Here is a 20,968-nt window from a genome sequence, read left to right on the forward strand (position 1 = left end):
AATGAGGGGCGGGATTATAGGCAGATCGCCGGGGATGTCAAACGCCTGTTTCCACCCCGGCTTCTTCCAAGGTGCGAGCGATCCAGGCGCGGGTCAATTTCTCGGCCACGCCATTCTGCATCAGCCGTTGATGCAGGCAGTCGAAGTCCACCCGATCCAGTTCCTGATCCTGGTTGAAACAGGAGAACACCACCGACCGCTCACCGCTGTCCGGGTCGTGATGGGCCTGCAGGCACTGGGCACAAATTTCCTTCATCATGCATTGCATGGGCGAGTTGATGGAGCCGAAGGCCACATGGTCGCCCTTGAGGAACGGCTTGAGTTGGTCGTGCCGGGCCTGCCCCACGGCGTTCATCATGCGGTCCGAGCCGATGGCGATGATTCGGTCCACGTCACTCATGGGAATGGGGATGTCGCCCAGGGATCCATCGGCATAGGCCACCATGGCCTGCACGATGTTGCCGACGACGTTCTTGTCCTGCGGCCGTCCGGGTTCGAAGCCGGGGGCCTCGTCGCAGGTCCAGACAATCACGTCGGCGGCCTTTTCGATGTTTTCAATGTGGTAGCGGTCGTTGACGCCCTTGTATCCGGCGAAGTAGAGCACCTTCGACCCCGCCGCCCGCAAGGCCTGCCCGACGGAGAACAGCACGGCGTTGCCCAGCCCCCCTCCGCAAAGCATCACCGTTTCTCCGCCCGGCGTTTCCGTCGGAGCCCCGGTGGGACCCATGAGCACCACCGGCTCGCCCGGCTTCAAGTGAATGCAGAGGTTCGACGAACCCCCCATCTCCAGCACGATCACCGACACCAGGCCCTGGTCCACATCCACCCAGGCCCCGGTCAGGGCAATGCCTTCCATGGCCAGTCTTGTATCCATGGAGGCGATGGCATGGGCCTCGAAGTTCTGTAGCCGGAAGAACTGCCCCGGCTTAAAGCGCCGGGCGGCGCCGGGAGCCTTGAGAATCACTTCGATGATGGTCGGGGTCAGGCGTTTGACTTCGTGCACCGTGGCCCGCAGTTCATCGTTCAGCTTGCCCACGAGTTGGCCCCAGGGTTCCGAGGACGACGGCGGGCGCTTGGCCAGAACCCGGTCAATCACCGGATAGCCCAGCTTGGCGCTGGCCATGGCCTTGACCACGTTGCCGGCCCAGGTGGGATGCTGGTCACCAAAGAAGCTCACCGCCCGGCCATCGTCTTCTTGGCGCATGAGGATGGCGGGATTTTCCGGCTTGGGCGCCCATTCGGGGGAGACCAGATCACCTTCCTCGCTCAGCGCCTGATAGTACTTGCCGTCCATGGCGGCAAAGCCCGGAAGCTCGCGGGCCAGGGTGGTGTTGGGCTGAGTCCCGGCAGCGATCAACACCGCACCGGCGGGCAAACCCAACTCCTCTGCCGTCGCCTTGGGCCGTCCATCAACCATTTCCATGCGATTGACCCGAAGGCCCGTGCAGTGGCCCCGGTCGTCCACCTCCACCGCGACCGGCCCCAAAAGTTCGGCGAAGCGGATGCCCTCTTCCAGGGCTTTGTTGATTTCTTCGTGGTTGAGACGGTAGGCCGGGGAATCCACCATGCGGCGGCGATAGGCGACCGTCGCGCCGCCCCAGGCATCCAGCATGGGGGCGAAATCGGGGATCCGCCCTTCGGCATGGGCCTGCATGCGCTCCTGCCGCAGAGCCCGGCCATGGTCGAGGAACTCCTTGGCGATGTCGGCTTCCTCGCCTTGCCACATGGCATCGGTCTCGGCCTCGCCGTTTTCCGCCACCAGCACCTCGTAGCGATGCAGGAACTTTTCCACCTGACGCACGTAGTAGGCCAAAGATTCCGTCGCCGTGTCGATGGCCGTCAGGCCGCCGCCGACCACCACCACCGGCAGCCGCAATTGCAGATTGGCCACCGAGTCCATTTTCGCCGCCCCGGTCAATTGCAGGGCCATGAGGAAGTCCGACGCCTGCCGCACGCCACGGGCCAGATTATTGGGAATATCCAAGACCGTCGGCTTGCCTGCCCCGGCGCAGAGGGCGATATGGTCGAAGCCCAGGGCGAAGGCATCGGCGTCGGTCATGGTTGAACCAAACCGTACGCCGCCATACATGGCGAAGCGGTCGCGGCGCTCCAAAAGCAAGCGGATGGCCTTGAGGAAGTTCTTGTCCCACCGCACGGTGATGCCGTATTCCGCCACCCCGCCAAACCCGGCCATGGCGCGGCTGTCCAGGTCCTCCCAAAGCTCGTGGTAGTCCTCCACCGGATGGAAATCCACCGCATTGCCGCCCTCGTCCCGTCCGGACAGGGCCGGATCCAACGGCTCGATCTTCAGGCCATCGACAGCGACCACCGAATGGCCTTCGTTCATCAAATGATGGGCCAGGCTATAGCCCGCCGGGCCCAGGCCAACCACCAGCACCCGATAGCCCGTGTCGGGCCTGGGCAGCGGACGGCGGACGTTGAGAGGGTTCCAGCGGCTGAGCAGGGAATAGATCTCGAATCCATAGGGCAAGGTCAGCAGGTTCTTCAGCGCCCGGGTTTCCACCTGAGGGATGTTCACCGGTTCCTGCTTCTGGAAAATGCAGGACTTCATGCAGTCATTGCAGATGCGGTGACCGGTTCCCGCCATCAGCGGATTGTCAACCATGGCCGTGGCCACGGCAGCCAGCGGATGGCCCCGATTCATCAGCAAATGCATTTCGGATATTTTTTCTTCCAGCGGGCAGCCCCAGAGCTCCACGCCCAGGGGATTCTTTTCGATTTCGCCGGTCTTGCGGTCGCGCAGGCCGTGGGAGCAGGCATCGCGGCCGCGCTCATGGCAGATGACGCAGTAATGAGACTGGTCCAGGGCCTCCAGCAGGCTGCTTCCCCGGTCGGTTAGGTTAAATCCGTCCCGGTGGCGCCGGTCATTGGGATCCAGGCACAAGGCGTCCACGCCTTTGACCGGAACTGTCCCGCCCTCCACCAAATTCTCGTAGTCCACATGCACCACTTTGTGAAACAGCACGTCATCATGATGCTGGGCTTGCCCATCGATGGTATGCACCGCCCAGGCGGCGTAACGTTTGGCGGCGTCCAGGCCTTCGGCATGGACTTCCGGGTCTTTCTCCCATTCCGAGACCACGCGGGCGAAGGAAGCCTGGTTGAGCGGCTTGCCCGCATGGGCCACCACCTTCTTCCACAGGGCCGGACCGTCGAAGGACTCGGCTTCTTCCGCCTTAAAGGTCTTTGCCGCGAGCCGTTGGACGAAATTCCGTTTGGATTTAAAGAAAAATTCCAGCCCGGTCTGCACATCAATCAACTCGCCCAGGGCTTCGTCCATATGGAACAGCGCGGCAGCGAAATTTTCCAAATGAGGCGACAGGTCCAAGATCAACTGGGACTCATCGGCCTTTTCCAGATCACCCGGTACGGCACGGGCGGCGATCAGCCGGTCATGGAGGTCGGAGTCAGCGCCTTTCAGGTCCTGTAGGAACAGTTGGTCGATTTTGACCAAGCCATCACGGTTGTACAGATCCTCGAAGCCCAGGCCATGAGCCAGCGCAAGGTGAGACATGAAACCCCCCAGTAATAAAGCGACTCGTACTCTTGGGGGCAGAGTCTATGCCTGTTTCAATGCCTGTTCCAGGTCCGCCTTGAGGTCATTCACGTCTTCCAATCCCACCGACAAACGGACCAGCCCGCCCGTGATCCCCACCGCCGCCCGTTCTTCGTCACTGAGCCGCTGATGGGTGGTGGTGGCCGGGTGGGTAGCGAGACTTTTGGCATCCCCCAAATTGTTCGAAATATCTATTAATTTCAACCCATTGAGAAATCTGAACGCGGCCTCTTTGCCACCAGCCAAATCCAGCGCCAACATGCCGCCGCCATTACTCATTTGATCCATAGCAAGAGCGTGCTGAGGATGACTGGGCAGCCCTGGATAGAGCACCTTGGTTATTCTAGACTGACCTTCCAAGAACTGCGCCAAGGCCAAGGCATTGTCGCAGTGGCGGGCCATGCGTAATTCCAGGTGTTCAAGACCCTTCAACTGAACCCAGGCATTGAACGGACTCATGGTCGGACCGGTGTTGCGCATGAAGGGCCCAAGCTCGTCGTTGAAAAAGGCTTCGTCATTGGTCATCACACATCCACCCATGGTGCGCCCCTGACCATCGATGTACTTGGTCGAAGAATGGAAGATGATGTCGGCGCCCATCTCCAAGGGCCGTTGCAGGATCGGCGTGGCGAATGCGTTGTCCACCACCAGCTTGCCTCCGGCGGCATGGGTCAATTCCGCCACCCGGCGAATATCGACAATTTGCACGCCGGGATTGGAGGGCGATTCCACCAGCACGGCCTGGGTCGGCTTGGACAGGGCGCGTTCCCATTCGGCCAGATCGGTCCCATCAATGACTTCCGTCTCCACCCCATAGCGGGGCAAAAGGTCGGTTAGGAGATAGAGACAGGAGCCAAACAGGGCCCGTGAGCCGACCACCCGGTCACCGGCGCGCACGCAAGGCATCAAGGATGCCGTGGCGGCCGCCATGCCGGTGGCGGCGGCTCGGCAAAAAGCCGCCCCTTCGAGCATCGCCACGCGCTGCTCGAACATGGTCACGGTAGGATTGCTGAACCGCGAATAGATGGCATGCTCGACCTCCCCCTGGAATGCCGCCTCCGCCTGCTCCGCCGAGTCGTAGACATAGCCCGCCGTCAGAAACAGCGCTTCCGAGGTTTCCTGCATCTCGCTACGCCGGGTCCCGCCGCGCACGGCTTGGGTTGCCGGGCGCCAGTTTTTGGGGTCTTGGTCTTTCATATCCGCGCTCCTTGGTTCGGCGTCCATATGGCATGGCCAAAGGTCGCTGGCAAGATTATGAGGATCGGCTAAAATCTCCGACCATGGCTATTCGCACGCAACTAAACGCGCTGTATCACGGCGCTTCCGACCGGGGGCGGCGTTTCCGGTATGCGCTGCTGACCTTCGATATCGTCACCGTGACGTTTTTCATCCTGTCGTCCATGGTTTCCCTGGAACGCTGGGTGATCATGGCCGATTACGCCATCGCCTCGGTGCTGGCGTTAGATTTTCTGGCGCAATTGTGGATTGCCCGAAAGCCCTGGCGGCACCTGTTCAGGCCGCTGATTCTTGCCGATTTGGTGGTGATCCTGTCGTTGATGGCGCCGCTGTTCTTGGAAAACCTCGCTTTCTTGCGCGTGGTACGCATGCTCCGGCTGTTGCGCAGCTATCATGTGCTGCGGGAACTACGCGACAACATCGCCTTCTTCCGCCAGTACGAAGACACCATCCAGAGCGCTTTGAACCTGTTTGTGTTCATCTTTTTCGTCACCGCCCTGGTCTTTGTCATGCAGGTGCGGGACAACCCGCAGATCAACAATTACATCGACGCGCTCTATTTCACCGTCACCACCCTGACCACCACAGGCTTTGGGGATATCACCTTGGAAGGCAGCCATGGTCGCTTGCTGGCGGTGATCATTATGGTGGTCGGCGTGGCGCTTTTCCTTCGATTGGTGCAAACTATCTTTCGGCCGCAGAAGGTTCAGTACAAATGCCCCGATTGCGGCCTGACAAGACATGACCCGGATGCAATCCATTGCAAGCATTGCGGACGGGTCTTGAACATCGAAACGGACGGCGACTGGGAGTAACTCCCGATGAGAAGGGTCCATGATTTCAGCAAGGGCGGATACATCGCGCTGGCCTTGGTGCTCGCCATCGCTTTGCTGTCGGTGGGCACCATTCTCGATGACAAGCACCAGCGGACCGTCAACAGCGAGCGGCGGGTCTCGACTCTCAAATCGGCGGTCATTTTCAGCGGCCATATCAAGCATGTGCTGGGCACCAATACTTCGTTGATCCGGGGTCTGTCGGCGGTGATCGCCACCAACCCGCAAATCACGCAACAAGACTATGCCGCGCTGGGACGGGAATTGCTCAAGCGATCCAAGATCATTCGCAACCTCGGCAGCGCACCAGATCTTGTGGTTCGATTGATGTACCCCATGGAAGGCAACGAGGCCGTGATCGGGCTCGACTATAGTCAGCATCCTGTGCAGAAAGCCGCTGCCTTGCGTGCCCGCGATGCCGGTGACGTGGTCATTGCCGGACCCTTGGAGTTGGTCCAAGGCGGTCAGGCCTTCATTGGCCGATCGCCGGTTTTCATACCTGGGCCGAACGATACTCAGCGGTTCTGGGGCCTGGTTTCCGCCGTGATCATGGTCGACCAGTTTTTGCAAGCCGTGGGCCTGAGCACGCAACCGGACGACATCTGGGTCTCCCTCCGTGGCACCGATGCCCTGGGGGCCGAGGGATCGGTTTTCTACGGCGACGCGAGCCTATTCGACAGAGCGGATATCCTGCTCGATATCGACCTGCCGGTGGGATCGTGGCAGATGGCGGCAGCCTCTCGGGTCACGCCGGGATTGCCCTTTGCGGAAGAATGGCAGTATCGGATCATCGGCGGGCTCTTGGGTCTCCTATCGGCCTTGATCATTGTTTTGCTCTACCGCCGTGCCTCGGACCGGGAAAGGGCGGTGCGGGATCAAGCGGAAACCGCCACGCTGCTGCATCAAGCGACACTACTCGGCAACATGGGCAGTTGGCGCTATGACATCCGGACCCGGCGGGCGATTTGGTCGGAGGAAGCCTACGCAATCATGGGAATTCCCCGCAACCTGCCCCCCGGCCCGCAAACCTTGATGGCGTTTTTGGTGGAGGAAGATCAGGGTCTTCCGCAGCAGACCATGAACGCCGCCGCCCTCGGCGAAATCGAGTACAACATCAATTATCGGGTACGACATTCTTCGGGCGAAATTCGTTGGGTCCATTCCCGGGCCAGCCTGATTCGGGACAAGGACGGGCAGCCGGAAAGCCTGTTGGGCATGGTCCAAGACATTACCTCCTATAAGACCATCGAAGCAGGCTTGGTGGCCGCGCGCGACGAAGCGCAGATGGCCAACCGCAGCAAATCCGAATTCCTGGCCAATATGAGCCACGAACTGCGGACGCCGCTGAATGCCGTCATCGGTTTGGCCGAGATGATGAACATGGGAGTCTATGGGGACCTGGGAACCGACAAGTACCGGGAGTATGTCCAAGATATTCGAACCAGTGGCCAGCATCTGCTGAACCTGATCAATGACATCTTGGATCTTTCCCGCATTGAATCCAGTTATATGGAGTTGCACGAGGAATCCCTCGATCTCTTGGAACAATCAGAAGAGGCGCTGCATTTGTTGCGCCTGCGCATGGAAGAGAAAGGAAAGACCGTCGAATTGTTGGTGCCGGCAGACCTGCCCCATCTTCGGGCTGACCGGGTGGCTTTGCGTTCCATGCTGCTCAATTTAATCTCCAATAGTGAAAAATTTACCGGCGACAGCGGCCGCATCACCCTTTCAGGATCTCTGCGGGCGGATGGTGGCCTGGATCTGTGGGTGGCCGACAATGGCATTGGCATTCCGCCGGACCATATTGACTCCATTGCGCAACCGTTCCGGCAGGTGGAGCGTGCCTGGACCCGGTCCCATGAAGGCAGCGGTCTCGGCCTGGCCATTACCCGTTCCTTGCTGGAATTGCATGGTGGCCGCTTGATCATCGACAGTGATCTGGGGCGGGGCACCAAGGTCACCCTGTCATTTCCCAAACATCGAACCGTCGGCCCCCGCTGAAAAGTCCCCAAGGACACCCCATATGTGCGAGACCCCCTTGCCAGCGCCCCGATGCTCTGGCATCACCGGGGGCCCGATGCCCTGGCATCACTGGGGGAACGCGAAGGAGATTTCATGAGCCATCTCACCACCACCGACGACCTTTTCTATGGTCGCACCGGCATGGACCAGACCCGGGTCGGGGACTTGGTCGGCACCGCCCTGCAAGGGGCCGACGACGGCGAACTGTTCCTAGAATACCGACAATCGGAAACCTTTGCCTTCGATGACGGACGCCTGAAAGCCGCCACCTTTGACACCGCGCAGGGATTCGGCCTGCGCAGCGTCTCCGGCGAGGCCACCGGCTATGCCCATGCCTCGGAAATGAGCGAAGCCGCCATCCGACGTGCCGGGGATACGGTTGCCGCCGTGCGCAGCGGTCGAGGGGGCACCATGGCCGCGCCACCCGCAGGCACCAACACGCTCCTCTACGACGATATCAACCCGCTCGGTCTGGTGCCCTTTGAGGCCAAGGTCAAGCTGTTGGCCGAAATCGACGCCTATGGGCGCGATAAGGACCCTCGGGTCAAGCAGGTCATGGCCTCGCTGGCCGGGACCTGGCAGGCGGTGGAAATCGTCCGTGCCGATGGCAGCCGTGCCGCGGATATCCGCCCCCTGGTCCGCCTCAATGTGGCGGTGGTGGTGGAACAGGACGGACGCATGGAAACCGGTTCCAATGGCACCGGCGCGCGCACCGGCTATACCCACTACATGGAACCGGGTACCTGGAAAGCGGTCACGGACGAGGCTCTGCGCCAGGCCTTGGTCAGTCTGGAAAGCCTGCCCTGCCCATCAGGAGAAATGGACGTGGTGCTCGGCCCCGGTTGGCCCGGCATCCTGCTCCACGAAGCCATTGGTCATGGACTCGAAGGCGACTTCAATCGCAAGAAAACCTCCGCCTTCGCGGGGCTCATGGGTGAGCGCATCGCCGCACCGGGTGTGACCGTGGTCGATGACGGCACCATTGCCGATCGCCGCGGATCGCTGACCATCGACGATGAAGGCACGCCGAGCCGCAACACGGTGCTGATCGAAGACGGTATTCTCAAAGGCTTCATGCAAGATCGCCTGAACGCCCGACTGATGGGGGTCGAACCCACGGGCAACGGGCGTCGCCAGTCCCATGGCCACGCCCCCATCCCGCGCATGACCAATACTTACATGCTGTCCGGCAAGTACGACCCGAATGAAATGATCCAATCGGTCAAGAATGGAATCTTCGCGGTGAATTTCGGCGGTGGGCAGGTGGATATCACCTCGGGCAAGTTCGTGTTTTCCTGCACCGAGGCCTATCGCATCGAAGACGGCAAGATCGGTGCCCCGGTCAAGGACGCCACGCTGATCGGCAACGGTCCGGACGTGCTGACCCGGGTCTCCATGATCGGCAACGACATGGCCCTGGACCCGGGTGTCGGCACCTGCGGCAAGGATGGTCAGGGCGTGCCGGTGGGCGTCGGCCAACCGACCTTGCGTATTGATGGACTGACGGTGGGCGGCACGGGGGGATGACGGTCGGCCCGAAACACGATACCCTTGCCTCGCCCTTGGAAAATCGCGCATAACGTGACGATGATGGCACCAAGGGCGGGAGGGACACTGGAATGGGATCCCTGCGGGCCTGGGCCGAGCAATACCACCCCCATGCGGTCTTCGAGCCCAACACGTCGGCTGTAGGGCCGAGCGCTCGAAGGCTCTACACCTTCGACCTGACGGCACACCCGACGGCGGCCAACGACACCACCTCCTTCGGCGCGCCGAACAACCTCAACCAGTTGGCGGTGTTTGGGCCGCGTAGCCTGACCTACGGGACCAATGGCAACCTGACCGGCATCGGCGCCAACGACAATCTGGCCTACGACGTGGAAAACCGCCTGACGCAGTATGCCGTTACCGGCGGCGTGACCATCGACTATGCCTACGATCCCGCCGGGCGGCGGGCCAGTCGCACCATCGATGGGGTGACGACCCGGTTCCTCTGGTCCGGCGAGCAGCAGATCGCCGAATACGACGGGTCCGGCACATTGTTGCGCCGCTTCATTCCCGGTCCGGGGCTGGATCAATGGGGTCAGGGATCAATGGGGTCAGAGTAATTTGATTTTTCGGAGCTTGGAATGCGAAGGCCAATTTGGCTGAACTCATGTGAAGCGGAGAGGTTTGGAGATATTTGATGGCGAGGCTCTTACGGTTGAATATTGCGGGAGTACCGCAACACGCCATCCAGCGCGGGAATAACCGGCAGGCGACTTTTTTTCATGATGATGATTATTCAGTCTACCTTGATAAATTGAAGGACTATGGCGAAAAATATGATGTTGCCATACATGCCTATGTATTGATGACCAACCACGTTCACCTTCTCATGACGCCCGCCCGGGAGACCGGCATCAGTAAATTGATGCAATCCTTGGGGCGTTATTATGTTCGTTATATCAATCAAACATATCGGCGCTCAGGCACGTTGTGGGAGGGCCGATATAGATCAACATTGGTTGATAAGGAGGACTATTTCCTGACCGTTAGTCGTTATATCGAACTCAATCCCGTCCGAGCAAACATGGTGCAAGATCCGAAAGATTATCCGTGGTCCAGCTATCATCACAATGCACTTGATGCTGAAATCGAATTGATAACCGGGCACCCCTGTTACGACGCCCTTGGCCATACTGGCGGGCAAAGACGAAAGGCGTATCAGGGACTTTTTAAGGAAGGCATTCCGGATCCAGCGCTGGAGGAGATCCGGTTGAACACCAACAAAGCCTGGGTACTCGGCGGTGATCGCTTCAAGGGTGAAATCAAAAAAATGACGGACAGGCGTATAGAACCTATTCCCAGAGGTGGGGATCGGAGGTCAAAAAAATATCGGGAGGCGGCAAATGCCTAAATCGATTTACTCTGACCCCTTTGATCACTCTGACCCCTTTGATCAGCAAACGCCTAAATCGATTTACTCTGACCCCTTTGGTCCAAACCGGGCCTTCAAAGCTCTTCAAAGCCGGAATGGGCCGGTTAATGCGGGTGTCCATCTCGCAGAGAGACAGTTGCCGATAGAATAATGGCGGAGGGAAGGCAACTGGGATTTAAGCGTCTCTGTTCTAAAATTGAGGTGCCGGAACGAGTTAGTGATTTTTCCACATACCACACGGCAGTTTCAACGGACGAACACACCTAAAACAGTGCTCTGGAAGGTGCCTTTGAAACCAGTTCCTCAATATTCAAACAGTGCTTTAAGGTCACTGTAAAATAAGTAATTTGGTGCTTCCACGTGTTCCAGTCCGAAAGTGAAATAGTGCTTTCTTGCTGCCCGCCATCCCCGAACTAAACTAGGCATGCGTGCTTCGGGAAGAGGTCCATCTCGCCATGCAGCAGTATCCAGCCACTTCCCCGTCGCGAGTTCAGCATTTGTGGGCGTAGGACAATCTCTTGAAAAGTTCGATGCCAAAATATTGTTCCGCTTAACCATTGCACGCCTGACAATACTGAGCATCCAACCATCCAATTGGCGTAGTGTGTCAGGACAATCAAGGAGACAATAGAACCCCATAAGGCCCTTCATACGATTAAGCCTCTTCCCATCATGAATAAAGCTCGAAAGTTCCTGCTCGGACAATCCGCCATAGAGAGAGCGGCGCAATTCATAAATTAGTCCAAGCAAATCCCAGTCAAAACGGTGGGGGCTTGTTGCCGCTCTTTCGGAATTGTAGCCATCTTTCAAATAATGAAGCAGATAGAGATTAGTTAGCCGCGAAACTCGGGTCATAATTCTTCGCTCCACTTTTTTTGGTACTGACAATCCATCCGGCGAAAAACGATAACCAAGGAAATCAAAATGCGAATAGGTTCTCACCTCCTGTTTTTCGGAGGAGATTATTGCAATCCCTGGTGACTTGGCTTTGTTAATCTTCAGGCCGCTGTTCTGGCAGTGTTCAATAAAGCAATTTTCGAGTCTTTGAGCCTGTGAATATTCGCTGCAAAGTGCGACAACATCATCGGCAAAACGGACAAATTCACCAGCTTCAACAGATAGGGCCACATCAAGGTCGTGGTTGGCCAAATTTGCAAGTAGTAGAGATACAGATGACCCTTGAGGCGTGCCATTTACCCGCCGTAGAAATATTCCTGCGCTGTATACATCGTACTGGGCAAAACGATGGTGCAGGAACCTATCGAAGATGTGTCGTTCATGCGGCGTGAGGCTGACTTTCTTTGAATCATTGATCTTATTAGAAAGGTACCAAGAGGGGATGTTATCAAAATACTTCTCAAAATCAATTTGAACCCCAAACAGTTTGCCATCATGTTCGAAAGCTTTTAGCGCCAATACCGCGTCGAACACGTTTTTATCTGGATGATATGCGTATGATGACGGCGATAGTCTCTTTAGATTTCTTTCTCTGGTCCGACGTAAAACAACATTTGCGAGTGCAGCGTCAGGAATGGAAAACGCCATAATGCTGCGTTTGCCGCCATCTGGTTTATCGATCAAATAATTGATGGCCGGTACCGGTTCATACTCTATGGATTGAACTTTGTGCCATATGGTTTTCGCTAAAAAGTTTGCGTTACGAGCACAATAAGCTGGGTCGAAATGCTTGGGTTTAGCAGACGCAGGTTTAGGCTTGGGTATCCCTGCAGGCTTTCCTGTTCGTTTCTTAAACTTCTTCCTATATTTTTCTTCGGCTTTCTCGATACGCGCACGCTTTGCAAACGCTTTTTGAGCGAGTCGTTTAATCTCATTTTTTATGGCATTCTGCATGAATCCCTCCCAGTGAGAGGAACGGCAGCGGAACTTAAAGTCAGGGATTCCAATAGGTGTAAACCACCCATCGTCGCACTTGTCGTTTCCAATAAATGCGCCATCGGTGCCATGAGCACCCGGTACTTCGCCCCGCTGCCTCGGCTACTTCGCCTCTGCGCTATTTTTAGCAATACTCGAATGACACGTCAATCAAGCCGCATGGAATATCAAGCGGGCTTTACATTTCATCATTTTCAATTTTTTTATAACGCTAGCGATCAATCAAAGGGGTCAGAGTAAGTTGATTTTTTGCGCCACGGGTCTGTGGGTCGGATTGGGGCTGGCGACGACGGCGCCGGCATCCGCCGCGACCACGCTGAGTTATACCTATGACGAGCTGGGGCGATTAGTGACCGTTACCCACGACGATGGCACGGCGATTACCAACACCTATGACCCGGCGGACAACCGCACTTTGCTATCGGTGGGGGGCATGCCGACCCATTTCACCGTATCGGCGTCTGAAACCCCGGCCGTGGAAGGCGGCGACGTAACCTTCACCGTCACCCGCACCGGCGACATCAGCTAGATCACGTCGCGTGTGTCTAATGGGTCCAATTGGACCCGACACGCGCTAGATCACGTCGGGCTTGATCGGATTCGATCAAGCCCGAAAAACGTGATCGATTCCAATAGATTCGCGTGTGTCCAATGGGTCCAATTGGACCCGACACACGCTAGGCGCAGACCATCCATATCGCCACTGTTCCCGGTGGCGGCACGGGGGGATGAGAAACCTAGCTTTCGGCGATTTCGTCCCAGCGCCGCTCTTCGAAGCGGATGAAGGTATCGATCATGCTCCGGTAGATTTCCTCGGCCAGGTCCTTATCCATGCCATGGTGTTCCGCTATGTCACGGATGTGGGCGATGATCTCTTCAATCCGTCGCGGCACCACCACGTCGGCCCGCTCTGCCTTGAAGGCTGCCGCTTGGGCCACGTATTGAGACCGCTCGGCCAGCAGCGGCAGAATATGGCGGTCGAGGCGGTCGATTTCCGCCCGGACTTGGCTCATGTTTTTACAGTGGCGTACTCTCGACATCCCCGTTTCCCCCTAGTAGGCATATTCCTGGAACAGCGGATCCACTTGCCGTTCCCACCGACGTTCATAGGCACAGAGCAACTCCTCCGCTGCCGTGAAACCGGAATCCGCTATTGTGAACAAATCATTCAAAAAGTGAGTCTCGTTCAGCCCCACCACATCCAAGCGTTCCCGTCGACGCAGGCCGTCATGGGAGATCTTCAGCATGTCGATGGCGATTTCCTTGACCGAGCGATTCCCGAACGGGGTTTTCAGGGCCTGCTTGGGTGTTTCATCGCGTAAGTAGGCCTGATCCTCCACGGTCCAATCCTTGATCAGTTCCCAGGCGTCATCCAGCGCAGTGGAATCATAAAGCAGCCCGACCCAAAGGGCCGACAGGGCACAAATCCGCCCCCAAGGACCACCGTCCGCGCCGCGCATCTCCAGGTACTTCTTCAATCTTACCTCGGGGAACGATACGGTCAGGTGATCGCTCCAGTCGGCCATGGTCGGCACTTCGCCCGGCAGCGCCGGGAGACGGCCATTCATGAAGTCGCGAAAGGATTGTCCGGCGGCATCGATGTAGCGCCCGTCCCGATAGACGAAGTACATGGGCACATCAAGCAGGTAATCCACATACTGCTCGAAGCCGAACCCATCCTCGAATACGAAGGGCAGCATGCCGCTTCGATCCGGATCCACGTCGGTCCAGATATGGCTGCGATAGCTTAGAAACCCCGTGGGCTTGCCGTTTTTGAACGGTGAGTTGGCAAATAACGCCGTGGCGATGGGCTGCAGGGCCAGAGAGACCCGGAACATGCGGGCCATGGTGGCCTCGCTGTCGAAGTCCAGGTTTACCTGCACGGTGCAGGTATTGAGCATCATATCCAGGCCCAAGCCGCCTCGTGTCGGCATATAGTCGCGCATGATTTTGTAACGCCCCTTGGGCATCCAAGGGACATCGGCCACCGGAATTTTGGGATTATAGCCCAATCCCAAAAAAGCGATATTGAGATCCGCCGCAACCGCTTTGACCTGTTTCAGGTGGGTATTCACCTCGGTGCAGGTCTGATGAATATTGTCCAACGGGGCGCCGGAAAGCTCCAGTTGCCCCCCCGGCTCCAGGGTAATGGACCCCTTACCCTCGGCCTGCAAGGCGATGGGATTGCCGCCTTCGTAGACCAGGTCCCAGCCAAACTGCTGAAGACGTTCCAAGACCGCCCTGACACCACGCGGCCCCTCATATTCCAAAGGCTTGAGAGTCTCCAGGTCATAGGCGAATTTTTCGTGTTCCGTGCCGATCTTCCATTGATCCCGGGGTTTACAGCCCGAAGCCAGGTATTCGACCAGTTGCCGTCGGTCAGTGATCGGTTCGGATGCGGCCATGAGCGTATTCCTTGGTTCAGGTATCGGTCAGCGCCTGCCAACCGGCCAGGGCCGCCACCGCCGCCGTCTCGGCGCGCAGGAGTCGCGGTCCCAGCGAAACGCGCACAGCAAACGGCAGACGCCCCATCAGGTCAAGCTCCGCTTCCGCGAAACCGCCCTCGGGCCCGATCAGGAGGCCGGGGGGCACGGACAAATCCTGTTGAACCAAAGAGCTGCCGGTCCGTGCCTCATCGGCAATCCACAAAGGACGAGAACCATCCCACCGGCTTTCCAGATCCATCAAGTCCATCGGTTCGCGGATCTCCGGCAGGGTCAGGCGCCCGCACTGTTCGGCGGCCTCGGTTGCCTGGGCCCGCAGCCGCTCCAGGTTGACCCGGCGGGTCATGGTATGGCGGGTGAAGAGGGGCCAGAGCACCGCCGCGCCCAATTCGGTCGCCTTTTCCACCAAAAAGTCGGTGCGGTCCTTCTTCAGTGGCGCGAACAGCAGCCAGGGGCCGGGCTCCGGCGCCTGGGGTCGGGTTTGCACGGTGAGCGCCAGGGTCGCCTGTCTCTTGCCCAGGTCACGCAGATCGGCCCGCCATTCGCCGTCCCGGCCATTGAACAGGAATAGGGCATCGCCCACCGCCAGCCGCAGCACGTTGCGCAGGTAGTGCGCCTGGGCCTGGGGCAGGATGATTTCCGCCGCTTCGGACAAGGGTTCCGTCACATGGAGTCGGGTGGGGGTGCGAGACATGCCGCATGATAGCCGCGCCTCCATTTCGCCCAAGCCTTTTTTTCGTCACCCAGCGGTGATAAAACCGCCCCATGAACACCCTGGCCACCGATATCCCGCGCGGCAACTGGATCGACCGATGGACACCCTCGGCGGCCCGGCCCTATTTGCGGTTGATGCGCCTGGACCGGCCCATCGGCACCTGGCTTTTGCTGTTGCCATGCTGGTGGAGCGCGGCACTGGCCGCCGAAGGCTGGCCGGACCTGCGGCTGTTGCTGCTGTTCGGGGCCGGAGCCTTGATCATGCGCGGGGCCGGATGCACCTTTAACGACTTCGTCGACCGGGAATTTGATTCCCAGGTGGCCCGCACCGCCGACCGGCCCATCGCCAGCGGCGTGGTCTCGCCCTTCCGGGCCCTGCTGTTCCTGGGATTCCAGTTGTTGTTGGGGCTGGCCATCTTGCTGCAATTCAATTGGTACGCCGTGATCGTGGGCACCGCCTCACTGGCCTTGGTGTTCACCTATCCTTTCATGAAGCGCATTACCTATTGGCCGCAGGCCTTTCTCGGGCTGACCTTCAACTGGGGCGCCTTGATGGGCTGGGCGGCGGTCACCGGCGATCTGGCCCCGGCGGCGCTGGTGCTTTATGCCGCCGGGTTTTTCTGGACCCTGGGCTACGACACCATCTATGCCCACCAGGACAAGGCCGATGACCTGATTGTCGGGGTCAAGTCCACCGCCCTGCGCCTGGGGGATGCCACCCGCCCCTGGCTGGTCGGTTTTTACGTCGTGACGGTGGTCCTCATCGCCGGGGCGGGCTATCTCGTGCAGATGGGCTGGCCGTTCTGGACCGCCTTGGCTCTGGGCGCGCTGCATCTGGCTTGGCAGGCCCGTGATGTGGATATCAATGATCCCACCGACTGCCTGCGCAAGTTCAAATCCAACCGGGATTTCGGGTTGGTCCTGTTCGTGGGCATCGTGGCCGGAAAATTGATCGGATAATATCCATGACCATCACAAACGATGATAAATCCCCTGGTCTTGAAACAGCGAAAAAAGCCACGGGCGCCGTGAACCAGGTTGCCAATATGGCCCAAACCGCCGCCAAGGGCGCCGCCGGAAAAGCCATCGGTGCGGGAGCCGGAAAACTTGGCCTGGGCCTGGGTGCTCAACATGCCGCCCTGGGCGCGGGCGCGGCCGGAGGCGCCTATATGGGGGGTAAATCCCTGGCCGTTGGCGCGGGAGCTGGGCTCGCCGGATGGTTCCCGATGTTGATGGCGGCCTGCATTGGCACCGCCGCCTATTTCGTTTTACGTGGACGGCACGCGCGCAAGAAACACGATCGTTAATCCCGTTCCCGGCCCAAGCTCATCACCCCGATCCCCATGCCGACGCTGCCGAAAGTCACCGTCAGGCCAAAAAACAGCAAGAATAGCCAGATAAACCAGTCCTCCGAGCGGCTGATCATGCTCCAGATTCCACCCATATCGGCCACCAGCATGCAGATCCCCAGGGTCCATCCGGCGGCCAGTCCGTACAACAGGTGCCGCCCCAGAAAACGCAGCGCATGCTCATGGGGGCGACTGAGCCGATCCCAGGGCGAGGCCGATGGCCCCGGTTTACGGCCCCACGGGCTCATGGATTGCCTCGCGGATCGAAGTTGCTGCGCGGATCCGTATCCATCAAGGGTTCGCCGCCCAGCGAACGGATCACCTCGCATAGGCCATTCACCACCGCGTCCAGTTCCACCGGATCCATCGACCGGGCGACCAGCGCCGCGCCCAGCTTGCCGTCGCGGACAAAAGGATAGCTGCCGATCTCGGTTCCCGGAAACTTGTTTTGCAAGGCGGCCAGGGGCCCGGCCAGGTGCCCCTCGGGCAGGTAGGCGGCCACGGTGCGGGATTGGCGGGGCATACCGCCAGGCAGGGTCGGCAGAAGACCATCCAGCATGGCTTCGAAAATACGCGGCACCCCGGCCATCACATGGACATTTTCCAGGCTGAAACCCGGCGCCTGGCTCACCGGGTTGGCGATCAGACCCGCCCCCGCCGGAATATGGGCCATTTTCAGCCGGGCCGCGTTGATGTCCTCGGGTTTGTAGTGTTTGCGCAAAAGCGCTTCGGCCCGGGGGTCCAAGCGCAGCTCGACGCCAAAGGCCTTGGCCACGGCGACAGCGGTGATGTCGTCATGGGTCGGTCCGATTCCACCGCTGGTAAAGACCACATCATGGCGCTGTCGGCAGTCCTTGATCGTCTCGATGATCACCCCTTCCACGTCGGGAATCACCCGCGCCTCCACCAGATCAATGCCCTGTTCGCTCAGGCGCTGTCCCAAGATCTGAATATTGGCATCGCGGGTGCGCCCGGAAAGCACTTCATTTCCGATAACGATCAAGCAGGCGGTCAGGCGGTCGGATTGGGTCATGGGCCCAAGACTAGCAACCATGGACCCTCGCGTGAAGTTACATTATACGGCCACTGAAATGAGGCCGCTCACCCTTCGTTAACGTCCCTGGATATAGGCTAACGGGTCCGTTCAACCCGGTGACCGCCATGACCGACCCCACCCCCCAGGAACGCGCCGATTTCGTCGTGCGATTGTTGGAAGACCAGATTCGCGATGCCAAACAGGCCTCGGTGAAAGGCATGTCGTTTCGCAAGTGGCAACAGATCGCTCGCGTCGAAATCGCCAACGCCGTCATGGATGCGGAACACCAACTGCGCACTGGCGAAAAAATCAAACTCTACCTGGTCGTCACCCTGGCCACGGCCATGGTGACCATTGGCTTTTGGGGCGTGGTGGTATCGCGCTCGGACATGCTCAACACCTTTGCCGCCGTCTCCATGGGGCTGGCAGGGCTGGTGGTGATCGCCGTGGTGTTGGGCATGATGACCAACGCAGCGGTCAAAAACTGGGAAACCCGCAACCGTTATACGGATTGGAACCGGGTATTGGACCTTTCCAAGCGCATTCAGATTCTGCGTATCAAGCTGGAAAAGGAAGAGGAAGCCTTGGAAGAAGAACTCAATAACGCCGTCATCCGCCCCAAGGGGTCCTGAGCCTTGCCCGAATCAGCCCGGGGTGCGACACTCCGCGCGCAACGAACAACAATCCGGGAGACAGATCGTGGGCGAAGGCGGCCTCCTCAAACGGGGATCATGGCTGGATCTTTTTCGTGACAAGAACGCTGGGCAAGCCGCCACCGAAGAGCTCAAAAATCAACGGGCGGCCCAGCTTGACGAGCTGATCTATGGCCAATGGAACCTGGGGCACAATATGGTCATCGCCTGGTGCCCGGCGCCCAAAGCCCTGGATATGGTGGTCGTTCCCCACTATCGCATTGCCGAGGTCGTGGCCGGCATGGGCGATCCCATCGCCGACGCCATGGGGGATGGCGCGACCAGCGCCCTGGAACGCATTTTGTCGGGGGCCAAGCAGGCTGAAAAGGGGCGGCTGGAGGCGATCGCGGAGCTCTTCGAATCCCGTGTGATGCGGCTGGACCTGCCCTTCACTCCCGGCGAGGATCTACCGCTGGATACCGTCGATTCCCTGGTGCGACGCTATTCCATCTCCTTGGTGGAAGACCGGGCGGTGGCGCTGTTCGATGCGGTGGGATTCTCGCTGGTGTCGCCCTTCGAGCAGGTGACCCAGCTCAACAGCCTGTCTTATTCGGTCAATGCGGCCTATTCCAAGCTGCTCGAAAAAAATATTGAGATCAAGTTTGCCCGCTCCACCACCGGTGACGGCTACTACATCTGGAACCGGATATCCAGTATGCGGGCCAATCTGGACCTGTATCACTTCATGCATCTGGTAATGGCCGACAATGCCATTGCCCGGGTCAAATCCAGCGGCAAGACGGTGCCCTATCTGCGCACTTGTTTTCATGTGGGATCGCACTACGAATTCTATCAGGCTGAGGGACTCAACCCGACAGCAGTCAGCTACATCGTTGGCGACGTGACCATTGTGCTGGCACGCATGATCTCCAGCGCCCTGCCCGGTCAGGTCCTGATCGGTGATTTCCTGGCACCAATGACAGACAAGACCACCGGCCGCACTCACCGCATTGATGCCTTGGAGTTTATCCAAAAAGCCGAGGCGACCATTTCCAATCTTGAGGGTCTGGTGCTTTCGGGGGACGAGGTGGAATCCATTCGTTGTTACCTAACTGGTCCAAAATATGATGATGGCTCTTTCGGCATCAGCCGATTCACCATCCACGACAAGCACGGACAGGCCCATCAGGTCTTCAATGCCAAGGTCAATATCCACCGCCGCAACGCCCCGCCCATTTTTTTGGGCCTGCAACATGGCGATTTGGAAGAGTTTCGCGAGCGGGCGGACGAAGAAATCATCCATTTCTCCAGCAATGGAGAACGGTTGGACTAAAGTCTTTAGGTCGAAAACGGGAGTTGAACATGGTACGCGTGAAAAACTGTCTCGCTTTCCTTGGCATGACCGCCTTGTTGTTTTCAGCACCCCAATCCACCGCTGATTTTCAGGAGCCCATCGGAAGCGGAGCCGACGCGCTTCCTCTTTTCGATGCCCATATCCACTACAAAAAACCCGCATGGAAACCGTATCCGCCCGAAGCGGTACTCAACCTGATGGACCGGACCGGCGTGGCCATGGGGTTGGTCTCGTCCACACCCGACCAGGGCACCATCATGCTGTGGGAGCATGCGCCGAAACGGGTTGTTCCGGAAGTGCGGCCCTATCATGATAACGTTGGATCAAGCAATTGGACCAAGGCGGAAGGCATCGGCGACTACATCGAAAACCGCCTCGACAGGTATCCTCATGAGGGCATCGGCGAGTTCCACCTCCATGACACGGATCCCACCGACCGGCCCCTGCTGAGTCAGATCGCCCGCATGGCCAAAGAGCGCGATCTCTATATCCATGTCCATTCAGATCATCTGCCGGTGGAACAGCTTTTCGACATCGAGCCCGCTTCAAAGATCATTTGGGCCCATGCCGGGATGACCGAGCCGCCGGAAGTTATCGCCAAAATGATGGCCCGATATCCTTTCTTGACCGCCGATACTTCGTACCGGGAAAGCGATATTCTGCTGTCACATGACCGCCTGCATCCAGACTGGGAAGCGCTTTTTCACCGCTTCCCCGAGCGCTTCATGGTCGGGACGGACACCTGGGTGACCATGCAATGGGACGATTACGAGACCCTGATCGCGATGAACCGCCGGTGGCTGTCTCTCCTGCCCCGCTCCATTGCTGAGAAAATTGCCTACAAAAATGCCGAGCGCCTGTTCGGTCGCAAGGTGAGCAAAGATCTTCTGGGGCAGCGATAGCGATCCAAAGGACGGCGGAAGATCTTGAATATTGCCATCTCTGTCCTTGGCTTTTT

Annotated in this window: 19 protein-coding genes; 11 read left to right on the forward strand and 8 right to left on the reverse strand. The window is 58.6% G+C overall.

The window, feature by feature from the left end; translation table 11 throughout:
• Positions 1 to 37: 37 nt before the first annotated feature.
• Both MGMAQ_RS13765 and metZ read right to left on the reverse strand, forming a co-directional pair.
• Positions 38 to 3,535: an FAD-dependent oxidoreductase gene (locus tag MGMAQ_RS13765; RefSeq protein ID WP_046021991.1), complete on the reverse strand. Its 3,498-nt coding sequence runs from the start codon at positions 3,533 to 3,535 to the stop codon at positions 38 to 40.
• A 45-nt stretch (positions 3,536 to 3,580) separates the two neighbouring features.
• Positions 3,581 to 4,774 carry an O-succinylhomoserine sulfhydrylase gene (gene metZ / locus MGMAQ_RS13770; RefSeq protein ID WP_046021992.1) on the reverse strand — a complete coding sequence of 398 codons (1,194 nt, stop codon included), beginning with the start codon at positions 4,772 to 4,774 and terminating at the stop codon, positions 3,581 to 3,583.
• Between the two features lie 83 nt (positions 4,775 to 4,857).
• Here metZ and MGMAQ_RS13775 point away from each other — a divergent pair, with 83 nt between their 5' ends.
• The 5 genes from MGMAQ_RS13775 (at position 4,858) to MGMAQ_RS13795 (ending at position 10,567) form a co-directional block, all read left to right on the forward strand.
• Positions 4,858 to 5,628, forward strand: a complete 771-nt coding sequence (locus MGMAQ_RS13775; protein WP_046023341.1) for a potassium channel family protein — start codon at positions 4,858 to 4,860, stop codon at positions 5,626 to 5,628.
• Between the two features lie 6 nt (positions 5,629 to 5,634).
• Positions 5,635 to 7,647 (forward strand): ATP-binding protein, encoded by a 2,013-nt coding sequence (locus tag MGMAQ_RS19735; RefSeq protein WP_052716396.1) that lies wholly within the window; start codon positions 5,635 to 5,637, stop codon positions 7,645 to 7,647.
• 114 nt (positions 7,648 to 7,761) lie between these two features.
• Positions 7,762 to 9,195 (forward strand): metalloprotease TldD, encoded by a 1,434-nt coding sequence (gene tldD / locus MGMAQ_RS13785; protein WP_046021993.1) that lies wholly within the window; start codon positions 7,762 to 7,764, stop codon positions 9,193 to 9,195.
• Between the two features lie 92 nt (positions 9,196 to 9,287).
• On the forward strand, positions 9,288 to 9,776 hold the full coding sequence (locus MGMAQ_RS13790; RefSeq protein ID WP_052716397.1) for an RHS repeat protein: 489 nt from the start codon (positions 9,288 to 9,290) through the stop codon (positions 9,774 to 9,776).
• A 77-nt stretch (positions 9,777 to 9,853) separates the two neighbouring features.
• Complete coding sequence (locus MGMAQ_RS13795; RefSeq protein ID WP_046021994.1) at positions 9,854 to 10,567, forward strand: transposase; 714 nt, start codon at positions 9,854 to 9,856, stop codon at positions 10,565 to 10,567.
• Between the two features lie 324 nt (positions 10,568 to 10,891).
• Here the strand turns inward: MGMAQ_RS13795 and MGMAQ_RS13800 are convergent, their stop codons facing one another.
• A complete protein-coding gene (locus MGMAQ_RS13800) occupies positions 10,892 to 12,439 on the reverse strand; it encodes a reverse transcriptase domain-containing protein (protein WP_046021995.1) in 1,548 nt (515 codons plus the stop codon).
• Between the two features lie 283 nt (positions 12,440 to 12,722).
• Here MGMAQ_RS13800 and MGMAQ_RS13805 point away from each other — a divergent pair, with 283 nt between their 5' ends.
• The gene (locus MGMAQ_RS13805; protein ID WP_046021996.1) at positions 12,723 to 13,010 is read left to right on the forward strand and encodes an RHS repeat domain-containing protein; all 288 of its coding nucleotides are present in this window, start codon (positions 12,723 to 12,725) and stop codon (positions 13,008 to 13,010) included.
• Between the two features lie 208 nt (positions 13,011 to 13,218).
• Here the strand turns inward: MGMAQ_RS13805 and MGMAQ_RS13810 are convergent, their stop codons facing one another.
• The 3 genes from MGMAQ_RS13810 to MGMAQ_RS13820 are packed head-to-tail and all read right to left on the reverse strand — an operon-like array spanning position 13,219 to position 15,619.
• Positions 13,219 to 13,494 carry a chorismate mutase gene (locus MGMAQ_RS13810; protein WP_252508633.1) on the reverse strand — a complete coding sequence of 92 codons (276 nt, stop codon included), beginning with the start codon at positions 13,492 to 13,494 and terminating at the stop codon, positions 13,219 to 13,221.
• A gap of 39 nt (positions 13,495 to 13,533) precedes the next feature.
• A complete protein-coding gene (locus tag MGMAQ_RS13815) occupies positions 13,534 to 14,886 on the reverse strand; it encodes a glutamate--cysteine ligase (RefSeq protein WP_046021998.1) in 1,353 nt (450 codons plus the stop codon).
• A gap of 16 nt (positions 14,887 to 14,902) precedes the next feature.
• A complete protein-coding gene (locus tag MGMAQ_RS13820; protein WP_046023344.1) occupies positions 14,903 to 15,619 on the reverse strand; it encodes a 16S rRNA (uracil(1498)-N(3))-methyltransferase in 717 nt (238 codons plus the stop codon).
• Positions 15,620 to 15,690: 71 nt separating this feature from the next.
• Between MGMAQ_RS13820 and ubiA the strand changes: the two genes are divergently transcribed.
• Positions 15,691 to 16,599 carry a 4-hydroxybenzoate octaprenyltransferase gene (gene ubiA / locus MGMAQ_RS13825; protein WP_046021999.1) on the forward strand — a complete coding sequence of 303 codons (909 nt, stop codon included), beginning with the start codon at positions 15,691 to 15,693 and terminating at the stop codon, positions 16,597 to 16,599.
• Between the two features lie 5 nt (positions 16,600 to 16,604).
• On the forward strand, positions 16,605 to 16,946 hold the full coding sequence (locus MGMAQ_RS13830; RefSeq protein ID WP_046022000.1) for a hypothetical protein: 342 nt from the start codon (positions 16,605 to 16,607) through the stop codon (positions 16,944 to 16,946).
• Here the strand turns inward: MGMAQ_RS13830 and MGMAQ_RS13835 are convergent.
• Positions 16,943 to 17,236, reverse strand: coding sequence for a hypothetical protein (locus tag MGMAQ_RS13835; protein WP_046022001.1), 294 nt, complete (start codon positions 17,234 to 17,236; stop codon positions 16,943 to 16,945). The genes MGMAQ_RS13830 and MGMAQ_RS13835 overlap by 4 nt on opposite strands.
• Positions 17,233 to 18,021: a molybdopterin-binding protein gene (locus tag MGMAQ_RS13840; RefSeq protein WP_046022002.1), complete on the reverse strand. Its 789-nt coding sequence runs from the start codon at positions 18,019 to 18,021 to the stop codon at positions 17,233 to 17,235. The genes MGMAQ_RS13835 and MGMAQ_RS13840 overlap by 4 nt, the downstream gene beginning before the upstream one ends.
• 128 nt (positions 18,022 to 18,149) lie before the next feature.
• Here MGMAQ_RS13840 and MGMAQ_RS13845 point away from each other — a divergent pair, with 128 nt between their 5' ends.
• The 3 genes from MGMAQ_RS13845 to MGMAQ_RS13855 all read left to right on the forward strand — a co-directional run bounded on the left by MGMAQ_RS13845 (position 18,150) and on the right by MGMAQ_RS13855 (position 20,912).
• Positions 18,150 to 18,656 (forward strand): hypothetical protein, encoded by a 507-nt coding sequence (locus tag MGMAQ_RS13845; protein ID WP_148560961.1) that lies wholly within the window; start codon positions 18,150 to 18,152, stop codon positions 18,654 to 18,656.
• 67 nt (positions 18,657 to 18,723) lie between these two features.
• Positions 18,724 to 19,989, forward strand: a complete 1,266-nt coding sequence (locus MGMAQ_RS13850) for a hypothetical protein (RefSeq protein ID WP_052716398.1) — start codon at positions 18,724 to 18,726, stop codon at positions 19,987 to 19,989.
• A gap of 29 nt (positions 19,990 to 20,018) precedes the next feature.
• On the forward strand, positions 20,019 to 20,912 hold the full coding sequence (locus MGMAQ_RS13855; RefSeq protein WP_052716399.1) for an amidohydrolase family protein: 894 nt from the start codon (positions 20,019 to 20,021) through the stop codon (positions 20,910 to 20,912).
• Positions 20,913 to 20,968 lie beyond the last annotated feature (56 nt).

Origin of the sequence: Magnetospira sp. QH-2 (assembly GCF_000968135.1) — a bacterium.
In the GTDB taxonomy this organism is placed as follows: Bacteria; Pseudomonadota; Alphaproteobacteria; order Rhodospirillales; family Magnetospiraceae; genus Magnetospira.